Origin of the sequence: Oceanobacillus zhaokaii (genome assembly GCF_003352005.1) — a bacterium.
GTDB lineage: Bacteria > Bacillota > Bacilli > Bacillales > Amphibacillaceae > Oceanobacillus > Oceanobacillus zhaokaii.
Genome location: NZ_CP024848.1, coordinates 3,556,139 through 3,572,916, shown reverse-complemented (window position 1 = coordinate 3,572,916; position 16,778 = coordinate 3,556,139). Strand labels below are relative to the sequence as shown.

General features: G+C 38.2%; 14 protein-coding genes. All 14 read left to right on the top strand.

The features are described from left to right. Nucleotides 1-168: 168 nt before the first annotated feature. The 14 genes from CUC15_RS17510 (at nucleotide 169) to CUC15_RS17440 (ending at nucleotide 16,681) form a co-directional block, all read left to right on the top strand. Nucleotides 169-972 carry a serine hydrolase gene (locus CUC15_RS17510; RefSeq protein WP_114917901.1) on the top strand — a complete coding sequence of 268 codons (804 nt, stop codon included), beginning with the start codon at nucleotides 169-171 and terminating at the stop codon, nucleotides 970-972. A 201-nt stretch (nucleotides 973-1,173) separates the two neighbouring features. Then, a complete protein-coding gene (locus CUC15_RS17505) occupies nucleotides 1,174-2,106 on the top strand; it encodes an ABC transporter permease (RefSeq protein ID WP_114917900.1) in 933 nt (310 codons plus the stop codon). Next, nucleotides 2,107-3,063 (top strand): ABC transporter permease, encoded by a 957-nt coding sequence (locus CUC15_RS17500; protein WP_114917899.1) that lies wholly within the window; start codon nucleotides 2,107-2,109, stop codon nucleotides 3,061-3,063. Between the two features lie 8 nt (nucleotides 3,064-3,071). Next, nucleotides 3,072-4,073 (top strand): ABC transporter ATP-binding protein, encoded by a 1,002-nt coding sequence (locus CUC15_RS17495; protein WP_114917898.1) that lies wholly within the window; start codon nucleotides 3,072-3,074, stop codon nucleotides 4,071-4,073. Nucleotides 4,074-4,091: 18 nt separating this feature from the next. Next, the gene (locus tag CUC15_RS17490; RefSeq protein ID WP_114917897.1) at nucleotides 4,092-5,753 is read left to right on the top strand and encodes a peptide ABC transporter substrate-binding protein; all 1,662 of its coding nucleotides are present in this window, start codon (nucleotides 4,092-4,094) and stop codon (nucleotides 5,751-5,753) included. 83 nt (nucleotides 5,754-5,836) lie between these two features. Then, a complete protein-coding gene (locus tag CUC15_RS17485; protein WP_114917896.1) occupies nucleotides 5,837-6,754 on the top strand; it encodes a S66 peptidase family protein in 918 nt (305 codons plus the stop codon). A gap of 478 nt (nucleotides 6,755-7,232) precedes the next feature. Then, nucleotides 7,233-8,237 carry an ABC transporter ATP-binding protein gene (locus CUC15_RS17480; protein WP_114917895.1) on the top strand — a complete coding sequence of 335 codons (1,005 nt, stop codon included), beginning with the start codon at nucleotides 7,233-7,235 and terminating at the stop codon, nucleotides 8,235-8,237. Between the two features lie 477 nt (nucleotides 8,238-8,714). Continuing rightward, nucleotides 8,715-9,893, top strand: coding sequence for a stage II sporulation protein D (gene spoIID / locus CUC15_RS17475; protein ID WP_242985896.1), 1,179 nt, complete (start codon nucleotides 8,715-8,717; stop codon nucleotides 9,891-9,893). A 253-nt stretch (nucleotides 9,894-10,146) separates the two neighbouring features. Next, nucleotides 10,147-11,088, top strand: coding sequence for a stage II sporulation protein SpoIIQ (gene spoIIQ, locus CUC15_RS17470; RefSeq protein WP_114917893.1), 942 nt, complete (start codon nucleotides 10,147-10,149; stop codon nucleotides 11,086-11,088). A 445-nt stretch (nucleotides 11,089-11,533) separates the two neighbouring features. Continuing rightward, nucleotides 11,534-12,547: an AimR family lysis-lysogeny pheromone receptor gene (locus CUC15_RS17465; RefSeq protein ID WP_114917892.1), complete on the top strand. Its 1,014-nt coding sequence runs from the start codon at nucleotides 11,534-11,536 to the stop codon at nucleotides 12,545-12,547. Between the two features lie 568 nt (nucleotides 12,548-13,115). Continuing rightward, nucleotides 13,116-13,397 carry a sporulation transcriptional regulator SpoIIID gene (spoIIID, locus tag CUC15_RS17460; RefSeq protein WP_114917891.1) on the top strand — a complete coding sequence of 94 codons (282 nt, stop codon included), beginning with the start codon at nucleotides 13,116-13,118 and terminating at the stop codon, nucleotides 13,395-13,397. Nucleotides 13,398-13,651: 254 nt separating this feature from the next. Then, nucleotides 13,652-14,653, top strand: a complete 1,002-nt coding sequence (gene mreB / locus CUC15_RS17450; RefSeq protein ID WP_114917889.1) for a rod shape-determining protein — start codon at nucleotides 13,652-13,654, stop codon at nucleotides 14,651-14,653. A 41-nt stretch (nucleotides 14,654-14,694) separates the two neighbouring features. Then, nucleotides 14,695-15,498, top strand: a complete 804-nt coding sequence (locus CUC15_RS17445; protein WP_114917888.1) for a flagellar hook-basal body protein — start codon at nucleotides 14,695-14,697, stop codon at nucleotides 15,496-15,498. A gap of 349 nt (nucleotides 15,499-15,847) precedes the next feature. After that, nucleotides 15,848-16,681, top strand: a complete 834-nt coding sequence (locus tag CUC15_RS17440; RefSeq protein ID WP_114917887.1) for a flagellar hook-basal body protein — start codon at nucleotides 15,848-15,850, stop codon at nucleotides 16,679-16,681. Nucleotides 16,682-16,778 lie beyond the last annotated feature (97 nt).

Here is a 16,778-nt window from a genome sequence, read left to right as displayed (position 1 = left end):
AAAATAATACTCTTTCAGAAAATGGGCTTTAAATAGGGCGGTGTATAATTTTTGATAATAAGCTTACTTTTCAAATATTAACAAATTATGCTACATTAATGAGAAAGTTGAATATTGACTACTTGAGATTGCTTTCTATCTAATCAGCAACTAAAAGGGGGAGATTTTATGGAACAACTTAGTCATAATATTGAACGAATCATCAAACAATCAAGCGGCAAATGGGGTATTGCCATTGAAGAGTTAGGAACGAATAAAAGCTGGGGTATAAATGAAGAAGAATTGTTCTATGCAGCAAGTATTATCAAAGTACCAATTATGATCGCCGTGTTTGCTGCTTATGAAAATGAGAGACTTTCCTTAAGTGATGTGCTAGAGCTAAAAATAGAAGAAATGGTCGGGGGTTCAGGCGTACTCCAGTATTTGGCACCAGGAACAAGACTAACGATAAATGACCTGATTACTTTAATGATTATTCAAAGTGATAACACTGCTACCAATATGCTAATTAATCTAATTGGCAAAGAAAATATTCAGCAGACGATGAAAAATATAGGCATGCAGAAGAGCAAATTTTATAATAAGCTTATGACAGTTCCAGCAAATCTACAAGGTTATAATGAAATTACAGCACAAGATTTGACGATGATATTGAAGAAATTGGCAGCAGGTAAAATTGTATCCATGCATGCTTGTGGGCGGATGATAGAAATTATGAAAAAACAGCAGCTTACAGATTGTTTACCGGCTAAATTACCACAAACGGATTCAAATATTATTGGAAATATACCTGAGTGGCAGCTTGCAAACAAAACGGGATTTGTTTCAGGCGTGCGACATGATATTGGTATTTTTTATGTAGGAGATCGAGCAATGGCCACTACTGTTCTATCACAAGATCTTGATGATCATCACTCAAAAGATGCAATAGCTGAAATAGGTTTGGAAATTTACCGTTACTTGAAGAGGTAAATGGTAGGATAGTTCAAATCGCTTACTGACTACTCTAAATATCTATTATTATATTCCAGACAATTATAAAAATATTGCAATTTGTCAATTGTATGCTAAAATTAAAAGAAAATTAATAATTATAGTAATAAATCGAAATCAATGAGTATATTTCAATCTTATGAAACCGCTAACATCAATAGGATAAGGGGGGTGGGGGTTTTGCTTCGTTACATATTAAAGAGATTACTCATTATGATTGCGACTTTATGGATCATCATTACTGTCACATTCGTTCTAATGATTAGTATTCCTGGTTCACCATTTAATAGTGAGGGCTCTTCCAATGCAACTGTACAAGCTAATTTAGAAAAGCATTATCATCTAGATGAACCGTATCATATTCAGTACTTACTTTATTTAAAATCAATTGTTACCCTAGATCTAGGTCCCTCGATTAAGCAGCCAGATCAGACGGTTAATGACTTGTTAGGAAGAGGATTTCCCATTTCATTCGAACTTGGGATTCTGACAATAGTTGTAGCAGTCCTTTCAGGAATAACGCTTGGTATCATTGCTGCATTGCGACATAATGGCATTATTGATTACCTAGCAATGGCGTTAGCGGTTTTGGGTATTTCGATTCCGAACTTCATTTTGGCAACATTACTTATTCAGAAGGTAGCGGTAGACTGGAATCTATTGCCAGTTGCGACATGGTCAAGCCCAGCACATATGATATTGCCCATTTTAGCGTTAGCTACAGGGCCAATGGCAATTATTGCAAGGCTTACGAGGTCGACCATGCTTGAAGTATTGACACAGGACTACATAAAAATGGCACGTGCTAAGGGATTATCTCCTTGGAAAATTACAATTAAGCATGCACTTAGGAATGCATTAATGCCGATTGTAACGATTATGGGTACATTACTTGCAGGCATTTTAACTGGGACTTTTGTAATTGAGAAGATTTTTGCGATTCCTGGTATGGGAAAATATTTTGTTGAAAGTATTAATCAACGGGATTATCCGGTTATTATGGGAACGACTGTTTTCTATAGTGCTTTTCTCATTTTCATGCTTTTTCTTGTTGATATCGCTTACGGTATTCTCGATCCAAGAATAAAAGTCCATAAGCGGGGAGGAGAGTAAATGAAAACAGCAGAGGAATTGAATTCTACTCACTCTCCATCTGAAATACCGGATGAATGGTTTACAAAGAAAATAAAAGATACCGATGCAGCTGAAATTGTTTCACGACCATCTTTATCTTACTGGCAGGATGCATGGAGAAGGCTGATGAAGAATAAGATGGCAATGTTGGGATTAGTCTTTCTCATTCTGCTAGCAATAATGGCTACTTTGGGTCCAATTCTATCGCCATATGCAGTGAATGTACAGAACTTACCAGAACAATATCAGCCACCGTCCTTAGAGCACTGGTTTGGAACGGATAATGCTGGAAGAGATGTCTTTACACGAACTTGGTATGGCGCTCGAATCTCTTTATTTGTCGGTCTAGTTGCAGCACTAATCGATGTAACGATAGGTATAATTTGGGGAGGGATTTCAGGATATAAGGGCGGACGAACCGATACGATTATGATGAGGATTATTGAAATTCTATATGGAATTCCGAGCTTACTTGTTACGATTCTATTGCTTGTCGTTCTTGGTCCAAGCCTCCTAACGATTATTATTGCCCTCACAATTACAGGCTGGGTTGGGATGGCGCGAATTGTCAGGGGGCAGGTGCTGCAAATTAAGAATTATGAATACGTGCTTGCCTCGAAATCTTTTGGAGCAAAGGATTCGCGAATTATTCGAAAAAACTTATTGCCAAATACGATGGGACCGATCATCGTACAAATGACATTATCCGTACCAACAGCAATCTTCGCCGAGGCTTTCTTAAGCTTTATTGGACTAGGAATTCAGGCTCCATTTGCAAGTTGGGGTGTGATGGCAAATGATGCACTGGGTGCCATTACATCGGGATACTGGTGGACATTATTTTTCCCGGCATTTTTTATTTCGTTTACAATGTTTGCATTTAACGTATTAGGTGATGGGCTTCAAGACGCACTTGATCCAAAGCTTAGGAAGTAGGTGTCAAATTGGAAAGAATTCTCGAAGTAGAAAACTTACACGTCACATTCTCTACCTATGGTGGAACAGTAAAGGCTGTAAGAGGAGTGAACTTTTATTTAAATAAAGGTGAGACTTTGGCAATCGTTGGTGAATCTGGATGTGGAAAAAGCGTGACATCAAATGCGATTATGAGATTGATTCCTGATCCACCTGGAAAAATCTCCATGGGGAAAATCAATTTTAAAGGAAAGGATTTAACAAAATTAGGCGAGAAAAAGATGCGTTCGATACGTGGAGTAGATATTTCCATGATATTCCAGGATCCGATGACTGCATTAAATCCAACGTTAACAATAGGGACACAATTAATGGAGGGATTACGCGATCATCATCAAGTATCTGCACATGAGGCAAAAAACAAGGCAATAGAGATGATGAACCTTGTAGGTATCCCGAATCCTGAGGAAAGACTAAAGCAATATCCCCATCAATTTAGTGGTGGAATGCGTCAACGAATTGTGATTGCAATTGCACTAATATGTGAACCGGAATTATTGATTGCCGATGAACCAACAACAGCACTTGATGTGACAATCCAAGCGCAAATACTGGAGTTATTTGGAAAAATTCAAGAGGCAACAGGGATTTCCATCATATTAATTACCCATGATTTAGGTGTCGTTGCAAAAATTGCGGATCGAATTGCGGTAATGTATGCAGGGAGGATCATCGAAACAGGTACGAAACGGGATATTTTTTATCACCCAGAGCACCCGTATACAAAGGGATTATTACAATCTGTACCACGATTGGATATAAAAGGTGAATTGATTCCGATAAATGGAACACCACCAGATTTATTCTCACCTCCGAAGGGCTGTGCATTCACTGCCAGATGTCCATTCGCAATGGAGGTGTGTGATAAAGTTTATCCTGGAGAGTCTAAGTTAACCGACACACATAAAGTAGATTGTTGGTTACAGGATGAACGGGCGAAGCAGCTTATAGCTGCAACTGTTTCAAAATAATTGTAAGGGGGCAGAAGGATGAAAAAGTTTATCATATTTCTACTTACGGTCTTTGCAGTACTAGTTCTAGCGGCATGTACAGCAAACGAGAATGCAGGAGAGGACCCAGCAGAAGAAGCACCACCAACTGAGGAAGGGACAGAACAAGAAAAAGAGGGTGAAGCAGGAGAGAAAGTGCTCCACATTAATAATACCATTGAACCGACTTCGTTAAACCCTTCAATTGGTTTTGACGCCGTTTCCTGGGATCCGTTAAATAATTTGATGGAAGGATTGACACGTCTTGATCAAGATTCAATAGCTGCAGCAGGGGTGGCTGAGGACTGGGACGTATCCGAGGATGGATTAACCTACACTTTCCATATACGTGAGGATGCTAATTGGTCAAATGGGGATCCAGTTGTGGCTGAAGATTTTGTATATGCATGGAAGCTCATGCTTGATCCAGCGACAACACCACCATCTCCAGCAGCATTCTTGGCATATTTCATTGAGGGAGCAGAAGCTTTCAATAATGGAGAAGGAACAGCTGACGATGTTGCGATTACCGCTTTGGACGAGAAAACATTGGAGGTTGTTCTTGCAGCGCCGACAGGATTTTTCTTGGATTTGCTGACAAATCCAGCATTTTTCCCGATTAACCATAAGGTAGCTGAAGAAAATCCATCATGGCATGCGGAGGCAGAGTCATTCGTAGCAAATGGCCCATTCAAGCTCGAATCATGGGAGCATAATAGTGAAATGGTCTTCGCAAAAAATCGGGAATATTGGGATGCAGATACAGTGAAGCTGGATAAGGTCCATTTCGCAATGGTAAATGATACGAATACCCAGTATCAAATGTTTCAAAGTGGAGAACTTGATACAGCGACCATTCCTGCAGAACTTTCTGACCAGCTGATTGATGGAGATAATGTTTATATTGGTAATACTGGTGGACTTGAATTCTATCGCTTTAATGTTAATGAAGAGCCGTTTCAAAATAAGAAAATCAGACAGGCGTTTGCTTTAGCTGCCAATCGACAGGATATTACGGAATTTGTAGTGAAAAATGGAGTAGAGCCTGCGTTTGCCTTTGTATCTCCTGGTTTCACTAGCCCATCAGGAGAAGACTTCCGAGATGTAAATGGTGATCTTGTACCATTTGATCCAGATCAAGCGAAACAGCTTCTTGAGGAAGGCATGGCAGAGGAAGGATACGATACATTACCACCGATTGTCCTATCATATAATACAACGGACACGAATAAAGCTGTAGCAGAAACATTGCAAAACATGTTTAGTGAAAACCTAGGAGTAGATGTAACGTTAGAAAATCAAGAATGGAATGTGTTCTCGGAAGCACAGCAAAATCTTGAGCTCCAATTTTCCCGTAGCTCATTTCTAAACGATTATAATGATCCAGTGAATTTCCTTGAGAGCTTTGTTACAGATTCCTATATGAACCGCACAGGCTGGTCTAATGCGGAATATGATGAATTGATTGAAAAGGGGAAAACAGAGACAGACGAAGAAAAGCGCTGGCAGTATTTATATGAAGCAGAAAAATTGCTTGCTGAAGAAATGATAATTATGCCGATTCGCTACTATAATACAGTAGTGCTGGAAGCAGATAATATTTCTGGAATACTCCGTCACCCTGTTGGCTATTTTGATTTAAAATATGCAGATAAACAATAATTAAGAAATGGTAATATAAACATAGGGTGGTCCATTACATTAATGGACCATCCTATAAAATGTTTCAAAGTGGAGGTTGAGCCATGCTTTATCCAATGCACTTAGAAAAAGGGGATAGAATTGGTGTAATTGCACCAGCAGGTCCACCAGATTTAGAAAATACAAGCAAAGCCATTTCATTTTTCCAAGCAATGGGACTACAGGTCAAATTTAGTGAACATCTTAATAGGATACATGGCTATTTAGCTGGAACAGATGAAGAACGTTTAATGGACTTTCATGAAATGATTGCTGACCGGAGTATTAAAGCGCTATTTTGTGCACGTGGTGGTTATGGAACAGCAAGAATCACACCATATCTTGATTTTGAGTTAATTAAACAAAACCCTAAGATTATCTGGGGTTATAGTGACATTACTTATTTACATACGGCTATTCGCCAAGAAACAGGACTAATCACCTTTCACGGACCAATGCTAAGCTCGGATATTAGTAAAAATAATTTTGATTCCTTATCAGGATCGTTATTTAAACAATTGTTTGAACCAACTATTTTAACTTATTCTGAAACAGTTTCTCCCCTGAAAGTTGTCACAGAAGGAGTAGCAGAGGGACAGCTAGTCGGTGGAAATCTATCATTAATAGTAAGTTCAATCGGCACACCGTATGAACTGGATGTAAAAGATAAGTTACTATTAATAGAAGATATCGGTGAGGAACCATACAAGATAGACGGAATGCTAAATCAATTAAAGTTAGCAGGGAAACTAGCAGATGCAGCAGGAATTGTTGTCGGTGATTTTGCAGATGCGGAGTCAAAATTACCAAGCTCCTTAACCATCGAACAGGTTTTTCACCATTACTTTGCGGAACTAACAATTCCAGTTATAAGTGGATTCAAGATAGGTCATTGCCTGCCCCATTTCTCCGTTCCACTGGGGGCAAAGGCAAAACTATCAACAAATGATAAGACACTCGTTATTCAACCTGGTGTTATGTGATAAAAGAAACAATAATCTAGTAATTAAAACAAACGTTTGATTTAATTTTATATCCAATGATATTTAGAATTAATGAATGATAATGAACAAGTTAGATTATTTGATAAATATTAGTTCACATTATAATCAACAATTGATAAAAATGAGAACTAGTGGGAAATTTGCTTTCTATGGAAGATACTATCTACCACTTAACGGTTTTGATCTTATACATCAAAAAGGTGGATAAACAATAGTAAACGCTCAATTTTAGCGGAAGTAATACACGGAGACTCCTGCGGGAGGAAAGGCCTCGGTGAGACTCTGAAGTGCGTTAGCACAAAGAGGCTCACCAGCCGCCCGCGGAAAGCGTAGTGTATTGCTGGAGCGACATGCCTGAGAGTACTCATTATATTAAAAAGAAACAATTTATAGAATAAAAAGTATGAAAGAGTCTATGTTACAAACTGGCACCGGGAAGAAGACAGGGGGAAGAGAAATGGGAGAAAAGATACTCGAAGTGAAAAACTTAAAGAAACACTTTTCAGTTGGCAATGGACAAATCTTACAAGCCGTCGATGATGTTAGCTTCTCCATTAACAAAGGAGAAACATTCGGACTAGTTGGAGAATCCGGATGTGGAAAATCAACCATTGGCAGAACAATTATGGGACTTTACGACAAAACAGCTGGCGATGTAATATTTGCAGGTGAGAATGTCCATGAATTAAAAGAGAAGAATAAATTTTCCTTTCATCGAAAAATGCAGATGATATTTCAAGACCCATATGCGTCTTTAAATCCCCGTTCAACTGTTCGCGAAGTTATTTCTGAACCGATGGAAATACATAAGATCTTTAAAAACAAACGAGAACAATTAGAACAAGTTTATGAGCTTTTAGAAGAAGTGGGATTAAGTCGCGATCATATCAATCGTTATCCACATGAATTTAGCGGCGGGCAGAGGCAACGAATTGGTATCGCTCGTGCACTAGCCTTAGATCCTGAATTTATTATTGCTGATGAACCAATTTCTGCACTGGATGTGTCAGTACAGGCTCAGGTTGTTAATCTGCTCAAAAGGCTCCAAGCTGAAAAAGGATTAACTTTTTTATTTATTGCTCATGATTTAGCGATGGTGAGGCAATTCTCAGATCGAATCGGTGTTATGTATTTAGGGAATATGGTAGAGCTAACGAGTAGTGATCAGCTATATGACAATGCACTCCATCCTTATACCCAAGCATTGTTATCAGCAATTCCAATTCCAGACCCTGACATTGAAGAAAGCAGGGAACGTATCATACTTAAAGGAGACTTACCAAGCCCAATCAATCCTCCGAGTGGCTGTGTATTTCGAACGCGCTGTCCAATGGCTATGGACATCTGTGCAATAGAAAAGCCCAAATGGCAAGAAGTTGAACCAAGCCACTTTGTAGCTTGCCATTTATATAGGGAATCTTCCAGTGAAAAGGAATCACCGATTAAATTGACGATTTCCTAAGCATGATGGAATCCATCAACAAAGACTTTTACCGCAATATTTGTCATTGTTTATATAAACTGCAGCATATGCGATGTTAATTTTCGGTCTGAGTAATCACTTTTCGTAGTGAAGACTTATGTAGTTTGATGTGACATCAAGATAGACAACTAATTTTCACTCGCAAAACCCCAGCGGAGAAAATACACGAAGACTCCTACGGGAAGAAGAGCCTAGGTGAGACTTCGAAGTGCGCCAGCACAAGACGGCTCACCAGCTCCCCGCGGAAAGCGAAGTGTATTTTCGGAGCGGCCGGCCGGAGAACAATTGCTTACCTAAGCTTGTGCAAGGTTTACATCAAAACAGTATCATCAAAAAATGGAATATGGACAGGATGATATAATTTTTATGGTCTAATTCTACTCTTTTTTGTATAGATTAATAGTGTAGATGGTAGAGCAAATTAGCCAATTACACAAATGCAAAGGGGGGAAGAATTTGAAAAATAGTAATAAACCGTATAAATCAAATCAAAAAAATGTCGCCCGCATCTTGGAATTACAAAAGAAGCGGAAACAGGATGCTAGTATAAATAGGAATAAAGCCAAACCGATTAAACGGCAAATAATTCCCTTTACGCATCGAAACACTATTCATTTTAACAGGGGAAGCAGGGTGTGGAGAGCCCCGACAATCATCATTCTCGCCAGCTTAATGATGATTATTCTCGTAATCCCAACATTGGTTGTCGTTCCATTTGGGAATGAAAATAAGCAGGAGGCAAGCAGTATTGATATGGAGAAAAAAGAGGAAATTGAAATAGAACAGTCGCCTTTATCAATTGAAGTAATGCGGCATGCCACGGAAACGGTTGAAGATCTGCCATTAGAAACCTATGTTGCAGGTGTAGTTGCAGCCGAAATGCCAATTGAATTTGAACTCGAGGCTCTGAAGGCACAGGCCCTCGCTGCGAGAACTTTTACCGTTAATCACTTGCTGCATGGGAATAGGGGATCGGAATACGATTTGACTGACACTGTCACACATCAGGTTTATAAAAATGAGCTGGATTTGCAAAAACAGTGGGGAAGCAATTTTACAGCGAATATGAATAAAATTAAAGAGGCTGTAAATGCAACGAAGGGTGAAATTATCACGTATCAAGATGCACCAATAACTGCGCAGTTTTTCTCAACAAGTAATGGTTTTACAGAGAATTCTGAGGACTATTGGGAAAATGAGCTTCCATATTTACGCAGTGTGGAGAGCCCTTGGGATAAGGAATCACCGAAATATCTCGATCAAGGAACGTTTTCAATTGACGAGGTAGAGGCTGCTCTCCAAATAGAACTACCTAGAAGTGTTGCTCTAAACTTAGAAATAACACGTACAGAAAGTGGGCGTGTCAAAGAATTAGCGATTGAAGGCCATACATTTTCTGGCAGGGAAATTCGCGATAAGCTAAAATTACGATCGAATGACTTCAAAATTGACCAAAATAATAATCACCTAGTTTTCACAACCAAGGGAAATGGGCATGGAGTTGGCATGAGCCAATATGGTGCAAACGGAATGGCTATGGAAGGAAAAACATATCAGGAAATAATAAAACATTACTATCAAGGTGTTGAAATAAATACTGTAACAGATACAGCACCAACCCTCGTTGCAAAATAAACGAGGGTTTTTTCGTCGGTTATGAACTAAAAATATGATAGTAAATCCGATTATCTCCTCTTAATACATTAAACCTTTCCTTAATCAGACACTTAAACTACTAATTCATCCAATCAATACCCCAGTGTCCACGCCCAGAAAGGTTTAATTTCTCCTAATTCAACAATAATATGCATAAAATCAAATAATTTTTTTACTAGGATGTATATAATTTCTTTTTTCTGAACAGAATGGTTGTTGAGGTGATGATCTAATGAATGAAGAAAACAAAGGTACTCCAAAAAATAAGTGGAGTCGTATTTTCCGCAAAAAATGGTTTTTCCCAGCTTTGTATTTAACGATTGCCGCACTACTTCTTTCTGCTGTGGTATGGTATCAAAATTTGGAAAATCAAATTCCAGATGCGACAGACATCCAAAACGAGCAAGGTATGGGTGATTACCAACCAACACCGAATGAAGATAATGCAGAGCCTGTTTTAGAACAACAAGAAGTAATTAAAATGCCTGTAGCCGATCAAGAACAAGCAGAAATCGTAACTAAATTTTTTGATTACAATGCAGAACAGGAAGATAGAGAAAATGCTTTGATTCTCCATAATAATCGGTTCTATCAAAGTACAGGAGTCGATATTGCATCTGCTGATGCTAAAACATTTAATGTCGTAGCGGCTTTAAGTGGTACAGTAACAGAGGTGAAAGAGGATCCGCTTCTAGGAAATGTAGTAATCATGTCACATGAAAATGATATTACGACATATTATTCAAGCCTGGAAAATGTAGCTGTTACAGCTGGCGATAAAGTGAAGCAAGGTGACGAAGTTGGTACTGCAGGGAAGAGTATTTTTGGAAAAGACAAAGGTGCACATGTTCATTTTGAGTTAAGAAAAGATGGTAAAGAAGTGAATCCGGAAAGCTTTTTCAATCAATCAGTAAGCAGTTTAAATGACGCTGTAACAGAAGAAGCAGCAGAAAATCCAGAAGCAGCGGATAATCAGGAATCTGCTGATAATCCAGATGCAACTGAAGACGAGCCTACTGATGAAACATCTACTGATGAAACCGAGCAACCAATTGACTCAGAAGAAAATCCTGATGAGGATGTTTCAGAAGAAGATCCAGCAGCAGGTGACGATGTAGATGATGAAAATTCAAATGAAGAAACAGACGATTCATCAAATACATCTGGTGCATAATAAAGACTGTGAGATACTCTAGCAAATGCTGCTAGAGTATTTTTTATGAACGAAGTAAAACTCCGCTATATTAACGTTTCTTCGTTATCGATCATAAAAGCATTCTGGAATAAATTCGAAACCTCTAGCTAGTGCTTTATGGAGGGCTGCAAAAAGCTAAATAAAAACATATATAACCTAAGCTAGATACTTAGTAATACCTTGAATCTCTGCGAAAAGTGTCGAACGATAATAAGAATTCTCTTTCAGCAATGTGTTAAAATATATTGTGGCAATAGTAGGTAAATTAAATTATTTAATAAAGTAATTCAGTGAGATTGTCCGTTATGCTGAAATGATAATTTTGCTGGATAAGTAAATACAACGTTTCTTATCTAATGACTGGTACAAGGATGTTGCATAAGAGTTTGATCGAATGCTAGTTTTCTATGAGGAGAGGATATTGTTGGAGGTTTATGGTAGTTTGTTATCAACGAAATACGAATTAACCTTGGAACAGCTTCACAATTTTTTTTTACTGGAGGAGAGTTCAGAATCAATTACTGAGTTGACAAGAAGGTTTTGCTTACAGTCATCCTCACTGGACATTCAGAAAAAAGGGATGGAATTCTTATATCTTCATGGCTATTTTGATGATTTAATGAAACTGATAAAGAAAAATAAAGAATCGACGTATTTCTCGAATAATCAATGGGCAGACATTTACCAACTCATGATGAATTTGAAGAAAAACGGAGAGCTTGCATACACCATTCTGCCAAAATTGAATCAGTCCAAGACAAGTGACCCAGAATTAATCTGCTTGATAGAAATCGCAAAGGCGTATTGTTATTATTATATGAATCGAGTTGACAAATTGGGATATATTTTAACAACGTATCAGCAATTATTCTCGGTTATCGAGGATCGATTATTAGTCTCTTACTTTAAAATTCGGATTCAGCAGCTATCACTAATATACTTTATGAAGCAAAATGAACTAATTACTGCAAGAAGATTTGCGTATCAAACGCTTAAAGAAACATTAAATCCGTTTATTCATGTCGATGTCCATATTAAATTAGGATTGTCCTATACATTCGAATCATTGGAAAGCGGAATGTATCATCTTTCAGAAGCGTTGAGAATTTCTAAAAAGTATCATTATGATTTAGCAGTAAATATTATTGAACAGCATAATATTCCATTCCTTTCTGCTCATTTCAACCAAGTGGAAAATATTTCAACCCAAGATAAAAGTGAACAAGCCCATATCGAGATAGCCAAAGGGAATAATGACAAGGCGATTGAAATACTAAACGAATTGCCACTGAACACGCCGTTTCAAATTTATTACCTTGGCAAAGCAAAACGAGATAAACAATTACTTCTTAAATCTTATTTGTATTTTATGGATAAGCAAAGCGATCATTTTTTCTCTAAGCTGCCACTTTGTGAGTTAAAACAATTAAACCACTAAAAATTAAAAGGGGGACGATTTGGTGTGAAAGCCATTTTCCCCTTACTGGTGCTAAAAAGGAAAAAAGTATCTCCTTACAATCTCTGCGCTAAACTACTCTCACTATTATAATCCAAGCGGTGCTGCATGAAGCGAAATGCTCGTTGGAAAATGATTCCTATTACTTCTAATTACCTGTCCATTTTAATCATTTGCAATTCATGTAAAAAGAATTGAAATAGGAATTTTTCTATTTAATAAAAAAATACTGCTTGTCTCCCTTAGTAAAAATACGATTTTAATCATAAAGCTTGCACAGACGTAATAAAATGTTAGAAACCAAGCATTCAGTATCATCTGAGGTGAGAGCTTGTGTGGATACAATCATCATATCAAACAGGATGCTCTCTTTTATTTTTTTGTATAATATATACAGAAAATTCCACCAATTTATGTTATTGTATCATAACCAACCCCAACTTTACATATCCATTACGATCTCTTTTCAGTATATGAATAAGCCTGAGCACCATGAACACCTTGTCTCGATTCACACCTCGGAAGTAATCAACTTAGGGAGGCGACTGGTGTGCACGATTACATCAAAGATAGAGCAATCAAGATAGGAAATCATGTGGTCGAAACAAGAAAAACTGTTCGAACAATAGCAAAGGAATTCGGTGTATCTAAAAGCACGGTTCATAAGGATTTGACTGAAAGATTACCAGAAATAAATCCTGATTTAGCAAACCAGGTGAAAGACATCTTGGAGTATCATAAAGCAATCCGTCACTTACGTGGAGGTGAAGCGACAAGGAAGAAGTATCAACTTGACTCAAGCAAAGAAGGTGAAGTAAATACTGTTATGTAAGAAACTTCTTTCCTGCAAAAAAACTGCCATCTTGTCGGAAAACATCCTGCAAGATGGCAGTTTCTATTTCCTTTAAAACTCCTTTTCTAAGAATGATGTCCTTTAAATTAACGTCAAAAAATAGTATAGAAAAAACCTCAGAAATTATTTCACAATGTACAGTTAAATGTTGAGATTTGTGGTAAAATATAATAATGAGTAGCATTGTGTTTTCGGACAGTGCAAGATAAGGAATACTAGGAGGATCTTGATTCATGTTTTCTAGAGATATTGGAATTGACCTTGGAACTGCCAATGTTTTAATTCATGTGAAAGGCAAAGGAATTGTCCTAAATGAACCATCCGTAGTTGCAATGGATAAGAATACTGGTAAAGTACTTGAAGTCGGAGAAGCTGCAAGACGTATGGTTGGACGTACACCAGGAAATATTGAAGCAATTCGCCCACTAAAAAATGGTGTAATTGCTGATTTTGACGTGACTGAAGCAATGTTAAAACATTTTATAAATAAGATTAATGTAAAAGGATTTTTATCTAAGCCAAGAATGCTTATTTGCTGTCCTACAAATATAACAAAAGTTGAACAAAAGGCAATTAAAGAAGCAGCAGAGAAATCCGGCGGAAAGAAAATCTACCTTGAAGAAGAACCGAAAGTTGCCGCAATTGGTGCTGGTATGGAAATTTATCAACCAAGTGGAAATATGGTTGTTGATATCGGTGGAGGTACAACCGATGTTGCTGTCCTGTCAATGGGTGGGATTGTTACTTCAGAATCAATCAAAATGGCCGGTGATAATTTTGATGTTGAAATTCTTCAATACATAAAGAAAAAGTATAAGCTTTTGATTGGGGAACGTACAGCTGAAGAAATTAAGATTAATGTAGCAACAGTATTTAAAGATTCACGAAATGAGGAAATGGAAATCCGTGGGCGTGATATGGTGAGTGGATTGCCAGAAACGATAACGGTTCGCTCGGCGGAAATTGAAGAAGCACTTCGAGAATCAGCATATTTAATTGTCCAAGCAGCGAAGTCTGTACTTGAACGTACACCACCAGAATTATCAGCAGATATTATTGATCGTGGCGTTATCTTAACTGGTGGAGGAGCATTAATTCATGGCATCGACGAATTACTTGCAGAAGAATTAAAGGTTCCAGTATTAATTGCAGAGGATCCGATGAGCTGTGTGGCAAAAGGGACAGGAATTATGCTTGAAAATATTGATAAAGTAGAACGTAATAAAGTCATCTAATGAAATGAGCGGGCATCAGGCGTAGGGAGGAGGAGAAAGACTTGTTAAGAGGATTCTATACAGCAGCTAGTGGGATGATTACGCAACAGCGTCAACAAGAAGCCTTAGCAAATAATATTGCAAACATAAATACACCAGGATATAAAGCGGATCAGACTGCGATTCGCGCATTTCCAGAAATGTTAATGCAGGAAATGGGTTCAAAGAAAATTCCGGTAACAAATAATGTTAGTTTGCCGATACAAAATCCAATTGGTTCGCTTAATACCGGTGTTTATGTACAAGAAACTGTTCCGAACTTTACTCAGGGTGATATTCGTCAGACCGGAATTTCAACCGATTTGGCATTAATAAATGGACAGGTTCCTGATGAAACGGGTAGCATATTTTTTACCGTGCAAAATGATGCAGGTGAAATACGCTATACGACTAATGGTAATTTCACGGTTGATGGAGCTGGAAATCTTGTGACAAATCAAGGTTATTATGTTCTGAATGCAGCTGGAAATCCAATACAAACTGGTGGAATGGAGTTTACCGTAACACAAGATGGAGTTCTGCAAACAGCAGAACAGAACACGCAGCTTGGGCTCTCCTATGTAGTTAATGTGAACCAACTTGTAAAAGAAGGAGATAATTTATTCTCTGGAGAAGCAGAAGCGGTTCCTGGTATGGCTACATTTCAGATTCAACAGGGAGCATTAGAGCAATCCAACGTCGATTCATTACAAACGATGACTCAAATGATGGAGTCCTACCGCTTGTTTGAAACAAATCAACGTGTACTAAGAGCATACGATGAAAGTATGGGCAAGGCGGTTAGTGAGATAGGGAGAATTGGTTAGAACGTAAAGACAATGATTTTTAGAATAGAAAGTATAAAAATTTCTTTATATAATTCCAGCATCAGGGTTGGCCACGTCCAGCTCCATCTCCCATCTCCCATCGCCCAGCGACTAGCGAGACTTCCCTCACCTCCGTACGATAGGTCAACATCGATTATGGTTTTAAGGAAGGCCGACTAAAAGCAGGCTTCGCCAACGTCGGCATACCCCTAAAGTGCAGGGGCATGTTTCCTTTATCTCCTACGTAGGAATGTTCGACCCGTCGAACCACCCCAAACTGCGGGGCGCAGTCCGTATACAGCTCAAACTAGCTTTAAGCTTTTGTTCTACCAAGATTGGAGGGATTACATTGTCACGAATGATGATTCAAGCTGCAGTAACAATGAATCAATTGCAAAGCAAGCTTGATTTGATTGGTCATAATATGGCAAACAGCCAAACGACAGGGTATAAAACGCGTCAAGCAGAGTTCTCTTCGTTATTATTCCAGCAAATCAATAATTTAAATAGTCCAGAAAATGCAGAAGGACGATTAACACCAGATGGTATTCGAATTGGTTCTGGTGCAAGACTCGGTGCAACGAACATTAACCTAGAACACGGATCATTGGTTACAACAAATCGTGCGCTAGATACGGCATTAGTTGGAGAAAATCAATTCTTTCAAGTTCAAGTAATAGAGAATGGAAATACGGAAACACGTTATACTAGAGATGGCTCATTTTATTTAAATCCGATAAATAATAATCAAGATGTCATGCTCGTATCAAGTGACGGTAATCCGATACTTGGCGAGAATGGTCCGATTGTCATTCCTGAAGGATTTGATGCAATTACGATTCGTGAGAACGGACAAATTGTCACCCAGCGTGGCGGTCAAGAGGAGATTGCTGGCTCAATTGCAGTAGTTGAAGTGGTTCGCCCAAGATTACTGGAATCAACAGGCCAGAATATGTTCCGACTGCCAAATACAGCAGAACTAGGGCTTAACTTTGGTGACATAATTCAAAACACCGCCCCGAATGAAAATATTTTGCAAAGCGGAACACTTGAACAGTCGAATGTTGATGTAGCAGAGCAAATGTCAGATCTAATCATGGCGCAGCGTTCTTACCAGTTCAATGCACGAACAATCTCGATGGGAGACCAGATGATGGGATTAGTGAACCAGCTTCGTTCATAGAGATGGAAGGTTAATTGAAATGTAGATTTTGATCTTAAGTTTATGATAAACTTGGATGAAGTGGGAACACTCGTTTAACGATGTTTGAGTGCAAGCA